The 17,413-nt window shown below is 55.6% G+C and carries 21 protein-coding genes and 1 tRNA gene; 11 read left to right on the top strand and 11 right to left on the bottom strand.

The window, feature by feature from the left end:
* Positions 1-5: 5 nt before the first annotated feature.
* From N879_RS15595 to N879_RS20115, 6 genes are all read left to right on the top strand, one after another.
* Complete coding sequence (locus N879_RS15595; RefSeq protein ID WP_039941447.1) at positions 6-509, top strand: TRAP transporter small permease; 504 nt, start codon at positions 6-8, stop codon at positions 507-509.
* Positions 502-1,794 carry a TRAP transporter large permease gene (locus N879_RS15590; RefSeq protein ID WP_009455444.1) on the top strand — a complete coding sequence of 431 codons (1,293 nt, stop codon included), beginning with the start codon at positions 502-504 and terminating at the stop codon, positions 1,792-1,794. The genes N879_RS15595 and N879_RS15590 overlap by 8 nt, the downstream gene beginning before the upstream one ends.
* A gap of 15 nt (positions 1,795-1,809) precedes the next feature.
* Positions 1,810-2,136, top strand: a complete 327-nt coding sequence (locus tag N879_RS15585) for an NIPSNAP family protein (protein ID WP_009455446.1) — start codon at positions 1,810-1,812, stop codon at positions 2,134-2,136.
* Positions 2,136-3,086, top strand: coding sequence for a 2-hydroxyacid dehydrogenase (locus N879_RS15580; RefSeq protein ID WP_009455447.1), 951 nt, complete (start codon positions 2,136-2,138; stop codon positions 3,084-3,086). Before N879_RS15585 ends, N879_RS15580 begins: the two co-directional genes overlap by 1 nt.
* Before the next feature lie 279 nt (positions 3,087-3,365).
* Positions 3,366-4,499, top strand: a complete 1,134-nt coding sequence (locus N879_RS15575) for an alpha-hydroxy acid oxidase (RefSeq protein ID WP_009455448.1) — start codon at positions 3,366-3,368, stop codon at positions 4,497-4,499.
* 52 nt (positions 4,500-4,551) lie between these two features.
* Positions 4,552-4,950 (top strand): GFA family protein, encoded by a 399-nt coding sequence (locus N879_RS20115; RefSeq protein ID WP_009455449.1) that lies wholly within the window; start codon positions 4,552-4,554, stop codon positions 4,948-4,950.
* Between the two features lie 68 nt (positions 4,951-5,018).
* Here the strand turns inward: N879_RS20115 and N879_RS15570 are convergent.
* Positions 5,019-5,094, bottom strand: a tRNA-Thr gene (locus N879_RS15570).
* Positions 5,095-5,341: 247 nt separating this feature from the next.
* On the opposite strand from N879_RS15570, the gene cysP reads away from it, so the two are divergent.
* From cysP to cysW, 3 genes are read left to right on the top strand one after another with little or no spacing between them, the layout of a single operon-like run.
* Positions 5,342-6,346 (top strand): thiosulfate ABC transporter substrate-binding protein CysP, encoded by a 1,005-nt coding sequence (gene cysP, locus N879_RS15565; RefSeq protein ID WP_009455451.1) that lies wholly within the window; start codon positions 5,342-5,344, stop codon positions 6,344-6,346.
* Positions 6,347-6,349: 3 nt separating this feature from the next.
* Positions 6,350-7,240: a sulfate ABC transporter permease subunit CysT gene (gene cysT / locus N879_RS15560; protein ID WP_051359144.1), complete on the top strand. Its 891-nt coding sequence runs from the start codon at positions 6,350-6,352 to the stop codon at positions 7,238-7,240.
* Positions 7,237-8,082, top strand: a complete 846-nt coding sequence (gene cysW, locus N879_RS15555) for a sulfate ABC transporter permease subunit CysW (protein WP_009455464.1) — start codon at positions 7,237-7,239, stop codon at positions 8,080-8,082. The genes cysT and cysW overlap by 4 nt, the downstream gene beginning before the upstream one ends.
* A gap of 235 nt (positions 8,083-8,317) precedes the next feature.
* Here the strand turns inward: cysW and N879_RS15550 are convergent, their stop codons facing one another.
* The 5 genes from N879_RS15550 to petA form a co-directional block, all read right to left on the bottom strand.
* Positions 8,318-8,743 carry a ClpXP protease specificity-enhancing factor gene (locus tag N879_RS15550; protein WP_009455465.1) on the bottom strand — a complete coding sequence of 142 codons (426 nt, stop codon included), beginning with the start codon at positions 8,741-8,743 and terminating at the stop codon, positions 8,318-8,320.
* Positions 8,744-8,749: 6 nt separating this feature from the next.
* The gene (locus N879_RS15545; protein ID WP_009455466.1) at positions 8,750-9,358 is read right to left on the bottom strand and encodes a glutathione S-transferase N-terminal domain-containing protein; all 609 of its coding nucleotides are present in this window, start codon (positions 9,356-9,358) and stop codon (positions 8,750-8,752) included.
* Positions 9,359-9,484: 126 nt separating this feature from the next.
* Complete coding sequence (locus N879_RS15540) at positions 9,485-10,339, bottom strand: cytochrome c1 (protein WP_009455467.1); 855 nt, start codon at positions 10,337-10,339, stop codon at positions 9,485-9,487.
* A 19-nt stretch (positions 10,340-10,358) separates the two neighbouring features.
* Positions 10,359-11,747 (bottom strand): cytochrome b, encoded by a 1,389-nt coding sequence (locus N879_RS15535; RefSeq protein WP_009455468.1) that lies wholly within the window; start codon positions 11,745-11,747, stop codon positions 10,359-10,361.
* A gap of 50 nt (positions 11,748-11,797) precedes the next feature.
* The gene (gene petA, locus N879_RS15530; RefSeq protein WP_009455469.1) at positions 11,798-12,442 is read right to left on the bottom strand and encodes a ubiquinol-cytochrome c reductase iron-sulfur subunit; all 645 of its coding nucleotides are present in this window, start codon (positions 12,440-12,442) and stop codon (positions 11,798-11,800) included.
* 126 nt (positions 12,443-12,568) lie between these two features.
* Here petA and mscL point away from each other — a divergent pair, with 126 nt between their 5' ends.
* Complete coding sequence (gene mscL / locus N879_RS15525; protein ID WP_009455470.1) at positions 12,569-13,024, top strand: large conductance mechanosensitive channel protein MscL; 456 nt, start codon at positions 12,569-12,571, stop codon at positions 13,022-13,024.
* A 181-nt stretch (positions 13,025-13,205) separates the two neighbouring features.
* Here the strand turns inward: mscL and N879_RS15520 are convergent, their stop codons facing one another.
* Positions 13,206-13,982 (bottom strand): Nif3-like dinuclear metal center hexameric protein, encoded by a 777-nt coding sequence (locus N879_RS15520; RefSeq protein ID WP_009455471.1) that lies wholly within the window; start codon positions 13,980-13,982, stop codon positions 13,206-13,208.
* A 25-nt stretch (positions 13,983-14,007) separates the two neighbouring features.
* On the opposite strand from N879_RS15520, the gene N879_RS15515 reads away from it, so the two are divergent.
* Positions 14,008-15,180, top strand: a complete 1,173-nt coding sequence (locus tag N879_RS15515; protein WP_009455472.1) for a S1C family serine protease — start codon at positions 14,008-14,010, stop codon at positions 15,178-15,180.
* Between the two features lie 279 nt (positions 15,181-15,459).
* On the opposite strand, the gene tatC is transcribed toward N879_RS15515, so the two are convergent.
* The 4 genes from tatC to N879_RS15495 are packed head-to-tail and all read right to left on the bottom strand — an operon-like array spanning position 15,460 to position 17,355.
* Positions 15,460-16,227 carry a twin-arginine translocase subunit TatC gene (tatC, locus tag N879_RS15510; RefSeq protein WP_009455473.1) on the bottom strand — a complete coding sequence of 256 codons (768 nt, stop codon included), beginning with the start codon at positions 16,225-16,227 and terminating at the stop codon, positions 15,460-15,462.
* Positions 16,224-16,718 carry a Sec-independent protein translocase protein TatB gene (gene tatB / locus N879_RS15505; protein WP_009455474.1) on the bottom strand — a complete coding sequence of 165 codons (495 nt, stop codon included), beginning with the start codon at positions 16,716-16,718 and terminating at the stop codon, positions 16,224-16,226. Before tatB ends, tatC begins: the two co-directional genes overlap by 4 nt.
* Positions 16,719-16,740: 22 nt before the next feature.
* Entirely contained in the window at positions 16,741-16,974 is a 234-nt protein-coding gene (gene tatA / locus N879_RS15500) for a Sec-independent protein translocase subunit TatA (RefSeq protein WP_021447245.1), read from the bottom strand.
* A gap of 12 nt (positions 16,975-16,986) precedes the next feature.
* Positions 16,987-17,355: a histidine triad nucleotide-binding protein gene (locus N879_RS15495; protein ID WP_009455476.1), complete on the bottom strand. Its 369-nt coding sequence runs from the start codon at positions 17,353-17,355 to the stop codon at positions 16,987-16,989.
* Positions 17,356-17,413: the final 58 nt, after the last annotated feature.

The following is a 17,413-nucleotide window of genomic DNA, read 5'->3' as shown; positions in this document are numbered from 1 at the left end:
AAAGCATGAACTCCATTCTCTCTTTATTAAGAGCGGGTCTTCGACGTTTGACCGAGTTATGCATGGTCTCGCTGGCCTTGCTGACTCTGGCTGATGTATTAGGGCGCTACATTTTCAACGTATCGGTCATGGGGGCGGTAGAGCTGACCGAAATACTGATGGTAGGTGTCATTTTCTGCGGCATCGTGTTTGCCACCATGGAGCGTGAACACGTTGTTGTTGATTTAGTGCCTATTCTTGGTGGGGAGAAGGGTGTCCGTGTCGTCCATGTCACCAGCCACCTGCTGGCCGCTGGAATCAGTGCCTTGCTGGCCATGGTCAGCTGGACACAAGCCGAGTCGGCGGCCGAATACCTGGATCAGACCACTTTGCTGGGGCTGCCATTGGCTCCGGTTGTTTATTTCATGAGCATCATGCTGTTCGTCAACACCATCGTGGAGCTGGCTCAGCTTCGCCGGGATCTGAACGCAGACACCGCCCATCTGGAAGAAGAGGCACAGAATGACTGAAGCACTGATTGGCTTTGCAGCCATGCTCCTCTTGATCTTCCTGCGGGTACCGGTGGCGTTTTCCATGGCCCTGGTGGGCTTTATTGGCGTTGGCATCATGCGCAATTGGCCCTCTGCCTATGCCATGACCGGCTCGGTCGTGCGTGAAAGCGGTTTTCAGTACTTGCTGTCCGTACTGCCGCTGTTCATCTTGATGGGTAATTTCATTACTCAAGCCAAGTTGTCCAAAGAACTGTATGCCGCGGCGTATGCCTTCCTAGGCCATCGTAAAGGCGGTTTGGCCATGTCTACGGTGGTGGCCTGTGGTGGCTTTGGTGCGGTGTGTGGCTCCAGCCTGGCAACAGCGGCCACCATGTCCAAGGTGGCTTATCCGGAAATGCGCAGACTGGGCTATAGCCGTGCGCTGGCTTCCGGTTCCATCGCTGCCGGTGGCACGCTGGGCATTCTGATTCCGCCCTCTATTGTCATGGTGGTCTATGCCATCTTGACCGAGCAAAGCATAGGCAAGATGTTTGCTGCCGGTATTTTGCCAGGCCTGCTGGCCATTATTTTCTATCTTCTGGCGGTGCGCTGGACGATCTGGCGTGACCCCAATGCGGGCCCTCCCGGCGAGCGCATGAGCTGGAAAGAGCGTTTGCTTGCGTTGCGCGATGTCTGGGGCGTGCTGGTGCTGTTCATCATCGTCATGGGCGGTATTTACGGCGGGATCTTCAGTTCTACCGAAGCGGCGGGGATTGGTGCGTGTGGTGCCTTCCTGTTCGCGCTGTTGCGTGGCCGTTTGACCTGGCAAGTGCTTTCCAACGTGCTGGTCGAGTCGGCGCGTACCACGGGGATGCTGTTCATGGTGCTGATCGGAGCCTTGCTGTTTTCCAGCTTCATCAACTTCACCTCCATGCCTGGCGATTTGCAGGATTGGGTGCAACAGTTCGACATGAGCCCGATCGTGGTGATTCTGCTGATTTGCGCGATTTACATCGTGCTGGGCAGTGTGTTGGAAAGTATGTCCATGGTCTTGCTGACCGTGCCTATTTTCTACCCCTTGGTGCAGCACCTGGGCTTTGACCTGATCTGGTTCGGCATCATCGTGGTGGTGGTTACGGAAATCAGCTTCATCACCCCGCCCGTGGGCATGAACGTGATGGTCCTGAAAAGCCTGCTGCCCGACGTGAAGATGAGCACGCTGTATCGGGGTGTGACTCCCTTCGTGGTAGCCGATGTTTTCCGCCTGGCCGTGCTTTTGGCCTTCCCGGTCATCTCACTGCTTTTGCCCAAATACCTTGGATAAAAACGGAATCGCAATATGATTATCGACCAAAGAACCTACACCATTCCCACCGGCCTGCTGCGCGATTTCCTGTCCTTGTATGCGACGGAAGGACGTGCCGTACAGATTGAGCATCTGGGCCCTTGCCACGGTTACTACACCACGGAAGTGGGCGAGTTGAATCAGGTGGTGCACCTGTGGGCATACGAAGATATGGCTGACCGAGAGGCCCGTCGTAATGCCTTGGAGGCTGACCCCCGCTGGTTGGCCTATCGCCGTAAAGCCGCCGCTGCGGGGCATGTCATACGCCAGAGCAATGCACTGTTGAAACAAGTCGATTTCGACGTTTTTACGAGCGAATGATGACCATGAGCCAGAAAATTCTTCAAGCCTGCCCCTTGCCATCACCGCTGGCGGGCAAACTGCCCGCCTTGTGCCCGGTCGAAACCCTGAGCGATGCGCCTGATCAAGCGGCGTTCTTGCGTGAGCACGGAGCTGAATTCACGGTGCTGATCACCACCGGAACGCAGGGTGCAGACAAGGCACTGATTGATGCCTTGCCAAACCTGAAAGCGATTTGTAGCTTGGGCGTTGGCTACGATGCCATCGACCTGGATGCCGTCCGTGCGCGTGGGGTGATGCTGAGCAATACGCCGGATGTTCTCAACGATTGCGTGGCCGACTTGGCCATGGGCTTGCTAATCGATACGGTGCGGGGCATTTCTGCTTCTGACCGTCACGTTAGGCGTGGTGACTGGCCGCGTGTCGGCCCCACCATGCCAAGCACGCGGGTCAGCGGCAAGCGTCTGGGCATGGTGGGCATGGGCCGAGTCGGACAGGTGATTGCACGTCGCGCGATCGGCTTTGACATGGAGATCCGCTATCACACACGTAGCGCCAAACCCGAGTTGCCTTGGCAGCACGAGCCTTCGCTGCTGGCCTTGGCGCAATGGTGCGATTTCCTCATCGTGGCGTGCCCCGGCAGCCCGGAAACCTATCACCTGGTGTCTGCCGAGATCTTGAAAGCTCTTGGGCCTGATGGTTACCTCATCAACGTCGCCCGCGGCTCCGTCGTGGATGAAAAAGCACTGGTCGCCGCTCTTGAAAACGGCCAATTGGCAGGAGCAGGGCTCGATGTGTTCGAGAACGAACCTGAAGTGCCTGCCGAATTGCTGAGCAATGATCGGGTCGTGGTATTGCCTCATGTAGGGAGCGCAACCCGTGAAACCCGGGCGGCCATGTGTGAGCTGGTGTTGAAGAATGTGGAGCGCTTCGTCAAGGAAGGGGAGCTGGTGACGCCGGTGAGGCTATAAGGGGTCTAGGGTTCGTAAAGGACCACGCATTGGCAGGTTTGGAGCAACAACTCTGCTTTCAGATGATGACTCAATGCTGAGTCTGTAAATAGGGCGTCTGGTGCCAACCAGGGTGATGGCGTATTACTCTGGTCCCCTGGTCTTGGCACAAGCTTCCCCGTCAATTAGATGTATTTTCCTTGTATGGAGCGATGCGTTCAGTCATATACTTGATGCTTAAACAATTAAATTGAATCGGGCCTTGAATGCCCGGCATCAGGTGGGGAGACAGCTTGCATCATGCGGCTCAGCATTCAGGACTTTCAGTTAGCGGCTCAAAGCAGCCTGCCCCGTTTTGTCTATGACTATGTTGCAGGCGGGGCAGAAGACGAACTTTGTCTGACTCGTAATCAGGCAGATTTGCAGGCTCTGACTTTATCGCCGCGCAGTTTGCGTGACACTTCGGCACTTTCAACAGAGATAGAGGTCTTTGGGCGACGATGGTCAGCGCCTTTTGGCGTAGCCCCTGTTGGCCTGATCGATGTCGTGCGCCCTCGTGGGGATCTGCACGCTGCACGTGCCGCAGGCAAGGCTGGCTTGCCGTACATCTTGTCTACAGCCTCCAACAGCCCCTTGGAGCAAGTGCGTGAAGTCTGCGAAGGCCCATGCTGGATGCAGTTGTATGTGATGCAAGACAGGGGCATGGCCAATTCCATTCTGGATCGTGCCCGCCAGGCTGGATTCGAGGCCCTGGTTTTGACCGTCGATGTGCCCGTAGGTGGGTATAGAGAAAAGGACATACGCCATGGCTTCAAATTGCCGTTTCGTCCCGGTCCCCGCTTGTTGCTGGATATGGCGTCGCAGCCCCGCTGGTTGTGGCGTCAGGCCTTGGCCGGGCAACCCCAGTTCGTCAACCTGATGCCTACGGAAGGAGCCACATCTGCCCAGGCGCAGGCGGCACTGCTGGCTCGGAGCATGGACCGCCGCTTAGTGTGGGACGATGTCTCCTGGTTGCGTTCCAAATGGGATGGCCCCTTATTGATCAAGGGGGTGCTGCACCCTGAAGACGCGCGGCAGGCCCTGCGCTACGGAGTAGATGGGCTGATCGTTTCCAATCATGGAGGTCGACAACTGGACTGCGCACCTTCAACAATCAGTGTCCTCCCGCAAATCATGGATGTCGTCAAAACGCAGATGCCAGTGTTTATTGATAGTGGTTTTCGGCGAGGTTCGGATGTCGCCAAAGCCGTTGCTTGCGGAGCAAGTGGTGCATTCTTGGGGCGCGCCGTTGCCTATGGTTTGGCTCAAGGTGGCGAACAGGGTGTTGCACAGGTGCTTAGCTTGATCGCCCAGGAACTGGAGCGAACGATGATTCTGTTGGGGGCTGCATGTCCGGCAGATTTGGCCCAATGTCTTGTATCCTCTACCGACTAAGGTGTCAGATACTTGCTGAAATCAGCATCGAGAAGTTTACCTGGGGGGATTTGTGAAAGGAAGCTGTCTTTGCCAAGGCGTGGTCTTTGATATCACCGGCTCCATTACGGATCTGCTCTATTGCCATTGCCGTATGTGTCGCAAGTCTCATGGTTCTGCGTTCAGGGCGCGGGGCAAGGTAAAGACTAAAGACTTTCATTGGCTTCGCGGGCAGGAGCTGTTGCGCTTTTATGAGTCCTCGCCAGGGGAACACCGTGGCTTTTGCTCTCGGTGTGGATCAAATATTTTGACCAAGTTTGATCAGAAGCCGGGGGAGCTAGGCTTGGCGCTAGGTGTATTGGATGATGACCCTGGTGCGCGTCCCACGTGCCATGTGTTCGTAGGTTCGAAAGCATCTTGGCATGAGATTACTGATGATCTGTCTCAGTACGAAGCATTCCCGCCAGAGTAAAGGCAAGATCCCGACAGCAGAAAAACAAAACGCCAAGCTTTCAAAAGCTTGGCGTTTTGTTTTATTCGTGGTGCCGGCTAAAGGAGTTGAACCCTCGACCTTCGCATTACAAGTGCGCTGCTCTACCAACTGAGCTAAGCCGGCGAATTGACGATTATAGCCGGGTTTTTCGCCAAGAAGCAATCATCAGAAAAATATTGCTGTGGTGCACACCACGCCAGCCCAGCCAATAGATAGGTTCTGGTTATAAGAGCATGATGAAAATGTCGTTTTAAATGCCTTTTCCCCTACCCATAATCTGATCTATCCAAGCTGCGCTTATATAGATAGCACGCGATTGAACATCAGTGACGGGCTCCGAAGGCCGCGTCCGGGACCTTTGGGGAACACCATGAAATTGAAGTCTGTTGTTGGCTCTGCCTTGTTGTTGGCGTCTTTGCTGGGTGGCACGGTCAGTGCCCAGGTTTCTTTGCTGAACGCCTCGTTTGACGTGGCGCGAGAGACCTTTGCGGCGATCAACCCCAAGTTTGTTGAACACTGGAAAGCGACGACTGGTGAAGACATCAAGATTGACCAGTCGTTTGCTGGGACCTCTCGTCAAGCCCAGGACATTATCCAGGGCAAGAAAGTAGACACTGTCACCTTCAACCAGGTTACTGATATTGAATTCCTGGCCGAGCGCGGGGCGGTTGCCAAGGATTGGGCCAGCAAGTTCCCGAACAACAGCTCGCCTTACTACAGCACCATCGCTTTTCTGGTGCGCAAGGGCAATCCCAAGAACATCAAGTCCTGGGACGATCTTGTGCGTGACGATGTGAAGCTGGTGTTCCCGAACCCCAAGACCTCGGGTAATGCCCGCTACACCTATTTGGCGTCCTGGTTGTACGCCAATGAGGCTTTCGGCGGTGACGAAGCCAAGATCAAGGAGTTTGTCGGCAAGGTGCTGGGGAATGTAGAAAGCTTCCCCACAGGTGGTCGTGGTGCGACCGTGGCGTTTGCCCAGAATGGTCAGGGCGACGTTTTGCTGACCTTTGAATCCGAAGTGATCAATATTGCTGCCAGCGATGAGTTCAAGGGCAGCGAGCTGGAAGTGGTGGTGCCCCCTGTCAGCGTATTGGCCGAGTTCCCGGTAGCGGTGGTGGACCGTGTGGTCGACCAGAAAGGCACTCGCAAGGAAGCAACCGAATACCTGAAGTTCCAGTACACCCCCGAGATTCAGCGCCTGCTGGCTGGTTTCAACTACCGTGTGACGGATCCTGCCGTGGCCAAGGAGTTCGAGTCCAAGTACGCGCCGGTCAAGCTGATCAATCCTACTGATGTTCTGGGTTCCTGGACTGACATCCAGAGCCGCCATTTTGCTGCTAATGGGGTGTTGGACCAGTTGCTGGCCAAGTAATTCATGAGTCGTACTCTTGTGGGCGGGGCGCAGGATTCCGGGGCGAAGGCTGCGCTAAAGCCCATCTTCTTTCTGCGCCGCCCCGTCATGCCGGGTTTTGGACTGAGCTTTGGCTTTAGCGTCCTGTACCTGTCCATTATTGTGCTGCTGCCTTTGTCGGCCTTGTTCATGTACGTCAGTGACATGAGTCTGGCCGATTACTGGCGTGCGGTGACTGATAAACGCGTTGTCAGCAGTTATCAGGTCACGATCAGTGCCGCTTTTTACTCCACTGTGATTGCCAGTGTGGTGGGCTTCATCATTGCCTGGATTATCACGCGCTTTGAGTTTCCGGGGCGCCGTCTGATTGATGCTTTGGTGGACCTGCCGTTTGCCTTGCCAACGTCGGTAGCAGGTTTGACCTTGGCGACGCTATTTGTGCCTGGTGGCTGGTTTGGCCAGTTTCTGCCGGAGGGTTGGAAGGTTGCTTATCAATACCCCGGTATTGTTTTGGCCATGACGTTCACCAGTTTGCCCTTTGTGGTGCGTATCGTGCAGCCCGTGATTGAAGAGCTGGGTGCCGAGTATGAAGAGGTTGCCCACACCTTGGGTGCCAGTGGCTGGCAGACCTTTAGCAAGGTGGTGTTCCCACCGCTGATTCCTGCTCTGGTGACTGGAGCGTCTCAAGCTTTTATTCGTAGCCTGGGTGAGTTTGGCGCAGTCATCATGATTGCGGGCAATATTCCCTTCAAAACTGAAGTGTCGTCCCTGATGATTTTTGTGCGGCTGCAAGAGTTCAATTACCCGGCCGCTGCCGCGATTGCCTCGGTGATCTTGATCGCATCCTTGCTGCTCTTGTTCACCTTGCAGATGGTGCAGAATCGTCTATTAGGCTGGCAGCGGAGGGCACCATGAGAAAAACACCTAAAAGCACGGCAGACCGCCTGATTTTGGCCTTGGGCATTGTGTTGGTGCTGGGGCTGCTGGTAGTCCCCTTGGTACTGATTTTCTCCAAAGCCTTGGGCGATGGTTTGCCTGCCTTGTGGAGCAATCTGCAAGAGGACTATATGCTGCATGCCATCGGGTTGACTCTGTTTGTGGCGGTGCTGACGGTGCCCCTGAATATGGTCTTTGGCATCTTGCTGGCCTGGTGTCTGACGCATTACCAGTTCCGTGGTCGTCGTCTGCTAAGTACCTTGGTGGATTTGCCTTACGCGGTCTCTCCGGTGGTGGCGGGCCTGTGTTACCTGGTGGTCTACGGTGTGGAGTCGTCCCTGGGGCAATGGCTAAGCGCGCGTGATATTCAATTAATGTTTGCCTGGCCGGGTATCTTGATGGTCACTATCTTTGTGACGACGCCTTATGTGGCCCGCATCCTGATTCCCGTCATGCAGGCTCAGGGTTCGGATGCACAGGCGGCGGCTTTAAGTCTGGGTGCGAACGGTTGGCAGATCTTCTGGCATGTGACGCTGCCGGATATCAAATGGGCCTTGCTCTATGGAGTAGTGTTGACCAATGCCCGTGCGATTGGGGAGTTTGGGGCCGTGTCTGTGGTGTCGGGCACCATCATGAATCAGACTTTGACCTTGTCCTTGCTGGTGGATCAGCTGAACAACGATAACAAGGCTGCAGCGGCCTTTACAGCGGCTGCGCTGCTGGCGGTGTTCGCGATTGTGTCCGTGATGCTCAAGAGCCTGCTGGAGTGGCGTGTGGCGTCTGGGCGTCGCCGTAATCAAGCGGAGGCAGTACAAGGGTAGATGGTGGGCTGGAGGTTCGGGAAATATTTTCAGTGGCGTTAGGTAGCTGAGTATTCCCTGAGGTGGTTTAAGCAGCTGATACTGATCTGCCAAGCCAAGCCAAGCCAAGCCAAGCCAAGCCAAGCCAAGCCAAGCCAAGCCAAGCTAAAGCCAAAGCTAGGGTGAATGCCGAGCTTGGAACCCAAATAAATAGAGCCCCATGCGGGGCTCTATTTTTGTCTGCGTCGAACGCGCCTTATTTGACGATCTTCAGGTGCGAGACCTTGTCAGCGTCTTTCTTGGCAGCGGGAGCTTCCGGTGCAGCTTCAGGAGCGGCGTCCGGTGTGTCACCTTCTGCGTAAGGCTCGGACTCCACCACCTCAAAACCCATACCAGCGCCTGTTTCGCGTGCGTAAATGGCCGATACAGCTGCCACGGGTACGAAAATGTCTTCCGTGACGCCGCCAAAGCGGGCCTGGAATTCAATGTAGTCGTTGCCCAAGATCAGGCCATTGGTGGCCAGATGTCCGATATTCAGGGTGATTTGTCCATCCTGAATATGGCCGCGTGGAACAACCGTGTTGGCGTCTACCGTGACCACGATGTGTGGGGTGTATCCGTGGTCGGAACACCATTCATGTAGCGCGCGCAGCAGGTAAGGCTTGGTCGAGGTTTCTTGCATAGTGGATTAGCGACGCATGACTTTTTCGGAAGGAGTCAGTGCTTCAATGTAAGCAGGACGCGAGAACACGCGCTCGGCGTACTTTTGTACAGGAGCGGCGCTCTTGGGCAGTTCGATACCGTAGTGGTCCAGGCGCCAGAGCAGGGGAGCGATCGCCACGTCCAGCATGGAGAACTCTTCGCCCAGCATGTACTTGTTCTTCAGCAAGATGGGAGCCAGCTGCGACAAGTGGTTGCGGATTTGCTGACGGGCCAGTTCTTGTGCCTTGGCATCCGCGTTGCGGCGGTCTTCCAGGGCGGCCACGTGTACAAACAGTTCCTTTTCGAAGTTGTACAGGAACAGGCGTGTGCGGGCGCGCATGGTGGGGTCCGCAGGCATCAGCTGAGGATGCGGGAAACGCTCATCAATGTATTCATTGATGATGTTCGATTCGTACAAGATCAGGTCACGTTCTACCAGGATCGGCACCTGTCCGTAGGGGTTCATGACGGCGATATCTTCAGGCTTGTTGTACAAGTCGATGTCGCGGATCTCGAAATCCATGCCTTTTTCAAACAACACGAAACGGCAGCGCTGTGAGAATGGGCAAGTTGTTCCAGAGTAGAGCACCATCATGGTAGGAGATTCCAGTCGTAGAAATAAAAACAAGAGCCTCACGGCTCAGAATTTAAAACCCTGCAAGGGGTTTTAACAATAAAAAGCCGGGCAGGCTAGTTAGGCCTGCCCGTCTAGCATAGCGTTTTACTTGATGTCTTTCCAGAAAACGCTGTTCAGGCGCCATGCAACGGCAAAGAACAAGAGCAGGAACAGGATCACGCCCACGCCAATTTTCTTGCGCTCCAGCTGCACAGGCTCGGCCATCCAGTCCATGAAGTTGGCCAGGTCGGCCACGTCGCTGTCGTATTTGGCAGCAGCCTTGGCGTTAACAGGCTCAAGCTTGACGGTGTCAGTAGCGTGACCGGTGTAATCGGCCAATACTTCTTTCTTGACGTCGGAGAAACCGGCTGGATCGTAGGTGGCTGTGGTCTTGACCCATTCCTTGCTGCCATCGTCCTTGGCTTCCTGGGCCACGGTCGTGCGGTGCAAGGTGACGCCACCTTGGCGCTCCCACATGGCGTGAGGCATACCCACGCTTGGGAAGACCAGGTTATCCCAGCCGGTTGGGCGGGATGCATCACGGTAGAAAGTGCGCAAGTAGGTATAGATGTAGTCCGCGCCGCTAGGGCCCAGGTTGGTGGACTTGGCACGCGCAATCACGGACAGGTCCGGAGGAGCAGCGCCAAACCACTTCTTGCCCATTTCGGGGGTCATGGCGATCTTCATCAGATCACCCACCTTGTCCGAGGAGAACAGCAAGTTTTTCTTGATGTCCTCTTCGGTCAGGCCGATGTCTGTCAGCTTGTTGTAGCGCATGGAGTTGGCGCTATGACAGTTCAGGCAGTAGTTCACAAACAGTTTTGCGCCATTTTGCAACGCCGCCATGTCATTCATGCGGTCGGGCGCGCGCTCCAGGGCATAGCCACCTTCGGCGGCACCAGCCACCGTGCAGGTAAGGGACAAGGCCAGAGCGCCAAGCAGTTTCTTAATCATGGTCATTCCGTTTCGTGTTGGGGGCCTAGTGAGGGCGGAAAGTCACGCGATCAGGTTCGGGTTTGAACGTACCCATGCGGCTCCATACTGGCATCAGCAGGAAGAAGGCCAGGTAGATCACCGTACCGATCTGGCTCAGCAGGTTGAACAAGTCGTTCGGAGCCTGTGTGCCCAGGTAACCCAAGATCAGGAAGTTGATGATGAAAATCGCGTACAGCACTTTGTGCCAGGTAGGACGGTAGCGAATCGACTTCACAGGCGATTTATCCAGCCAAGGCAGGAAGAACAGGATCACGACCGTACCACCCATGGCCACCACGCCCCAGAACTTGGCGTCGATAACACGCAGCAGCACAGCAACAGCGATCAGGACAGCGGGTACGACCAGGCGCCAGATACCGGGCAGCTTGCCTTTGACGAACAGCACCAGAGCACCCAGCACGGAAGCACCGGCCAGAACCCAGGTAAAGTCGGCAGTCGTGGCACGCAGCATGGAGTAGAACGGCGTGAAGTACCAGACAGGAGCAATGTGCGGAGGAGTCTTCAGTGCATCGGCAGGGCTGAAGTTGTTGAACTCCAGGAAGTAGCCGCCCATTTCAGGGGCAAAGAACACAATCGCGGCAAACACAATCAGGAAGCCCGCCACACCCAGGATGTCATGCACGGTGTAGTAAGGGTGGAAGGGGATGCCATCCAAAGGACGACCTTGAGCGTCTTTGGGGCCTTTCTTGATTTCCACACCGTCGGGGTTGTTGGAACCCACTTCGTGCAGAGCGATCAGGTGAGCCACAACCAGACCCAGCAGGACCAGAGGCACCGCAATCACGTGCAGAGCAAAGAAGCGGTTCAGGGTGGCGTCGGACACCACGTAGTCACCACGGATGAAAATAGCCAGGTCAGGACCAATGAAAGGAATGGCCGAGAACAGGTTAACAATCACCTGGGCGCCCCAGTAGGACATCTGGCCCCATGGCAGCAGGTAGCCCATGAAGGCTTCAGCCATCAGACAGAGGAAAATGGCAACGCCAAAGATCCAGACCAGTTCACGTGGCTTGCGGTAAGAACCGTAGAACAAGCCGCGCAGCATGTGCAGGTACACCACCACGAAGAACATGGAAGCGCCTGTGGAGTGCATGTAGCGGATGATCCAGCCACCGGGCACTTCACGCATGATGTATTCAACCGACTCAAAGGCCAGCTTGGCATCTGGCTTGTAGTTCATGACCAGGAAAATACCAGTCACGATCTGGATAACCAGCACCAGCAGTGCCAGAGAGCCAAAGAAGTACCAGAAGTTGAAGTTCTTCGGCGCGTAATATTCTGACATGTGCTCTTTGTACATGGATGTCAGGGGGAAACGCCTGTCAATCCATCCCAAGAGTCCTGTCGTTTCGACGGTTTTCTCGCCAGCCATGAAACGGCTCCTTTATCTTTTTAAATAGTACGTATTGGGTTACAGCCGCCTTAGGCCTTGTTGTTTTCGTCTACGCCGATGGTAACCATCGTGCCGTCAGCCGAGAACTCGTAGGGCGGGATTTCCAGATTGTCTGGAGCAGGCTTGTTGCTGTAGACGCGGCCGGCCAGGTCGAACGTGGAGCCGTGGCAGGGGCACAGAAAGCCGCCTTCCCAACCACCGGGCAGACCAGCGCCAGCGCCAGCAGCCAGATGCGGGGTAGGGGAGCACCCCAGGTGGGTGCAGATACCGATACAGATAAAGATTTCAGGGCGACGCGAACGGTATTCGTTCTTGGCGTACGCAGGGGTGTAACCGGGGCGATCCGAGTCAGGGTCGGCCAGCTGGCTGTCCAGCTTGGGCAGTGCGTCCAGCTGCTCTTTGGTGCGGTGCAGAATCCAGACGGGTTTCCCGCGCCATTCCACGGTGCGCATCTGACCGGGGGCGATACTGGAAATATCGACCTCTACGGGAGCGCCGGCCGCTTTTGCTTTCTCGGAAGGAGCAAAGGAGCTGACAAAGGGAACAGCTGTCGCCACACCAGCGACACCACCTAATGCACAGGCGGTGGCGACCCAGGTGCGGCGCGAAGGATCGGGCGGAAGATTGAAATCAACCGCGCCTATGGCATCGGGCTGTGTCGTATTCTGACTCATTCTAGTATCCTTATTCCTGCCCGACTCGGGCAATACCACAATTTACGGATTTGGGCCTGGGTATATTATTCAACCGCACATTATACGCGTTACCCAGCGCAGCATAACTTGATCAAAGGTGAACATATGAACAAGGCTCGAGGTTTCCTGAACGAATTCCGGGAGTTCGCAGTTAAGGGCAACATGATGGACCTTGCGGTCGGTGTCATTATTGGCGCTGCTTTTGGCAAGATTATCGACTCGCTGGTAAAAGACATCGTCATGCCCGTCATCAGTTTCATCCTTGGCGGCGAAGTGGATTTTACCAACCAGTTCACGGTCTTGCGTACACCAGAGGGCTTTACCGGCCCAGAAACCCTGGAAGCTCTGAATGCGGCCGGTGCTGTTGTTTTGTCGTGGGGTAACTTCCTGACCATTTTCATCAACTTCATCTTGCTGGCCTTCGTGGTGTTTTGCATGGTCAAGATGATTAACCGTATGCGTGCCACCGTGGCCAAGGCTGAAGCTGCTGAGGCCGTACCCGAACCAACCCCTGAAGACGTCATCTTGCTGCGCGAGATCAGGGATTCGCTGAAAAAATAAAAGCCCGGACTTATCAAAGCTTTAAGGTGCCTTTCGGCACCTTTTTGTTTATGTAAACCCACCGGCAGGGTCAAGTTTGCCCGCGCCGGATGCCTGATTTTAGCCTTTCAGGGCCTGGGCTTGTCTAGCCTGTGGCGCTTTAAAGCTTGTTCAAGGTCATATGCGCGGGTTTTTGATGAAATCAGATCGGGTTATCCAGATCGATGAACTCCACTTCTATGCCAAACTGGCGAGCGATTTCTTCGCCCAAAGCCTTGGCCCCATAGCGTTCGGTTGCGTGATGGCCGGCTGCCATGAAGGCAATATTGTTTTCCTGCGCACTGTGAAATGTCTGTTCCGACGCCTCGCCGCTGATGTAGAGATCGGCCTGCGCAGCGATGGCGCTATCAATAAAGCCCTGTGCCCCTCCTGTGCACCAAGCTATTCGGCGGATTTTCCGTTGTAAATCGCCAACAACCAGTGGCTGCCGTTGTAAATTATTGCAAACTGTCAGGCTGAATGTTTCCAGTGAAACTGGGGTTGGCAGTTCACCCAGCCAGACCAGTCCATCCGGACCACAGGTTTGTGCCACGCCGTCTGCGTCGCGCAGCACCTCGATGCCTAACTGGCGAGCCAACTGGGCGTTATTGCCCAGGACAGGGTGAGCGTCCAGGGGCAGGTGATAGCCCAGGAGGTTAAGCTGATGCGTCAGGACGCGTTCGATACGAGTTTTTCGGGCGCCTACAATGCACGGGTTTTCGTTTTTCCAGAACCAGCCGTGGTGCACCAAAATTGCGTCCGCCTGGCGGGCAATAGCGGCATCAATCAGTGCCAGCGAGGCCGTCACGCCGGTGACGAGTTTGCCAATATAGGGCTTGCCTTCGACCTGAAGCCCATTGGGACAATAGTCCTTGAAACGGGCGACATCCAAGGTGCTATTGAGCCAGCTGGCCAGTTCGGCTGTTGAAACCTGAGTCATGGAAATCCTTATCTGAAAGAGTGCTATGCGTCGATTGTGGCTAGTGTTTGCTCAAGCGGTGACAATTTGTCTGGCGGGCTTTTTTATTGTAGTGACGCTGCGACCGCAGTGGGTGGGCGCGCCCGAGGCTCCCGTCCGTTCTACGAATACGGTGGTTTTGCCTGCACCGGTTCCGCCCCTGGTCCCCGCGGCTGCTATGGAGCAGGATGGCCCGCTGTCGTATGCCTCGGCTGTCACTAGCGCCGCGCCGGCGGTCGTTAATGTGTACACCAGCAAGCATTTGGAAGGCAATTCCCCCTTGCTGGAAGATCCTGATCTGCAGCGCCTGTTTCGCGAACTGCCCGACTTGATGGGTCGCCGCTCCACAATCAACCTGGGTTCGGGCGTGATCGTACACGAGCAGGGTTATATCCTGACCAATTACCACGTGATTGAAGCGGCTGATGCCATCGAGGTGGCATTATCGGATGGACGTCAGGCCAAGGCGCGTCTGATTGGCTCGGACCCTGAAAGCGATCTGGCCGTGCTGAAAGTGGATCTGCCCAAGCTGGCTGTGATCCAGACCCAGGAACAGGATCAGTTGCAGGTGGGCGATGTGGTGCTGGCCATTGGCAATCCTTTCGGAGTGGGTCAGACCACGACGATGGGCATTGTCTCCGGCTTGGGACGCAATCGCCTGGGCATCAATATTTACGAAAACTTCATTCAGACCGATGCCGCCATTAATCCCGGCAACTCGGGTGGGGCCCTGGTGGATGCGGTTGGCCGTCTGGTGGGAATCAATACCGCTATTTATTCCGAAACGGGCGGTTCGCTGGGTATCGGTTTTGCCATTCCGTCCTCGACTGCGCTGGCCATCATGAACGAAATTATCCGTAATGGTGAAGTGACGCGCGGCTGGCTGGGCCTGGAGCCACAGGACATTACCCCGGACCTGATCAAGTCTTTCAAACTAAAGAGTGATGCAGGTGTGATTATTGCCAGTGTGCAACGTCACGGTCCGGCTGCCGAGGCGCATTTGCAGGTGGGCGATATTGTGTTGCGCTTGAATGGTCAGCAGGTGGCCGATTCAATTGGCCTGCTCAATCAGATTGGCCCAGTGCAACCCGGGCAGACCGTGACATTAAGCGTGTTGCGCGATGGCAAGGAGCTGGACGTTCCCGTCAAGGTCGGTATGCGACCTCAGGTGCGCAAATAGGGCCGGCAGCTTCTCCTCTTCGCTGGAGTTCACTGAAAGGGCGTAACGGTGCGTTCAAGGCCTTGCAGGCCGTACAGGCTCTTGGGTAGTGTGTGATGCTTGCGTGGTCAGGCGATTTGCATTTGGCTACGCTGTTTTGCAGATCGTAGTGGCGCGAAGGCTTGGCAAGGTATCTAAAAAAATGGCTCTCTGGGCTACTCCTTTTGGAGCAAGGCAAGAGAGCCATTTTTGGGTCTGCACGCCATGTGACGCGTACAAACAGGTGTTGCTTTGATCGTTTTACAGATCCAGCTCGCGGCCTTCGCTGTTTTCCGCTTCCCGTTTCTTGATCAGGCTGGCGGCCAGAATCCCTAATTCATAAAGCAGGCATAGCGGGGCGGCCAACAAGATTTGGCTGACCACATCGGGCGGAGTCACGATAGCGGCGATCACAAACGCGCCCACGATTACATAACCACGGATTTCGCGCAGCTTGGCTACCGTTACAACGCCTGTTTTCACCAGCAAAATCACGGCGATAGGCACTTCAAAGGTAATGCCAAAGGCCAGGAACATGGTCATGACAAAGCCCAGATAGGCTTCGATGTCCGGTGCTGGTGTAATCGATTGCGGGGCAAACGAGGCGATGAAGTGAAACACGGTGCGGAACACCACGAAATAACAAAACGCCATGCCGGCAATGAACAGCAAGGTGCTGGTCATGATCAGCGGCAGAGCCAGCTTCTTTTCGTGGTTGTACAAACCTGGCGCAATAAAGGCCCATGCCTGGTAGAGCACGATAGGCAAGGCCAATACGAACGATGCCATCAAGGTGACTTTGACCGGCACCATGAAGGGGGTAATCACCCCGGTGGCAATCATGCGCGTACCCTCGGGCAGAGAGCTCATCATGGGCTGGGCCAGCACATCATAAATGGCCGAAGCGCCAGGATACGTAAACAGCACGATAAAAATCCCGACCACGGCAATGACCGCGCGCAGCAGGCGTGTACGCAGCTCGACCAGGTGGGAGATGAAGGTATCTTCTTGAGGCGCTTCGGTGCTCATGCCGTCGGTCCTTTAGAGGGTTGGGCGGGAGCATCCGTAGGACGGGGAGCGTCGTCACTGGCTGGCGCACTGGGCGCTGGCTGGGCGGCTGCATCCGTATCGGGCTGACTGGCAGCCGATTCTTTCGCGGGGATGGCGTCGGGGCTCGCCTTGGCGCTCTCGGCGGTATCCGAGAAGGCCTTGCGTGCGGACTCCGACGCGTTTTGCAGGGTGTCGCGGGCTTCTGTCAGAGGCTGGCTGATGCTTTTGCCCGTGTCCTCGACCGAACTGCGCACCGAGCGCGCGGCGTCCTCCATCTGGTCTTTGAGCTTGTTCACCTCATCCAGATTGATTTCGCGTTGAATATCGGTCTTGACCTCGTTAACGTAGCGCTGCGCGCGGCCAAGCAAATGGCCGACGGTGCGCGCTACTTTAGGAAGACGTTCGGGACCGATGACGATCAGGGCAACCACTCCAATCAGGAGCAGTTCGCTAAAGCTGACATCAAACATTCAGACTCACACAAGAAGGGGATCAGGCGCGATCGGACTTTTCCTTGGCCTGCACGTCGATCGTTTGAGGATCGGCAGCGCGTTGGCTGACGGTTTCGGGTGTTTTTTCTTCTTCACCCACGTCTTTCATGCCTTCTTTGAAACCTTTGACTGCACCGCCCAGATCCGAGCCGATATTACGCAGTTTCTTGGTGCCGAAAACCAGGGCAACGATGACCAGAACGATCAGCCAGTGCCAAATGCTAAAGCTACCCATAATGTATCTCCCTTAAGCAGCCATGGCTGCGCGTTGTTGCCATGGGCGCTCACCGCCCAAGATGTGCATGTGTAAATGGTTGATTTCCTGCCCGCCATCCAAACCGTTGTTGATGACAATGCGGAAACCGCCTTCAGGGCCGGGGCGACAACCAGCCTGTGCGGCCAGGGAAGGTGCCAAAGCCATCATTTTACCCAACCATTCACTATCCTGGCCTGAGACGTCCTGCATGGACACGACGTGTTTCTTGGGGATTACCAGGATATGGATAGGTGCAGCTGGGTTGATGTCGTGAAATGCCAGAAAGTCCTCGTCCTCGTACACTTTTTTGGACGGGATCTGATCGGCAGCAATTTTACAAAACAGACAGTTCTCGCTCATAGCAACCTCGGTAGCGAAGCACTTGCTGGGCAAGTGCAAAAAATCTAGGTATCAGGAC

It is taken from the genome of Alcaligenes sp. EGD-AK7 (genome assembly GCF_000465875.3).
Classification (GTDB): Bacteria; Pseudomonadota; Gammaproteobacteria; order Burkholderiales; family Burkholderiaceae_B; genus Alcaligenes; species Alcaligenes phenolicus.
This window is presented reverse-complemented; position numbering and strand designations above follow the sequence as displayed.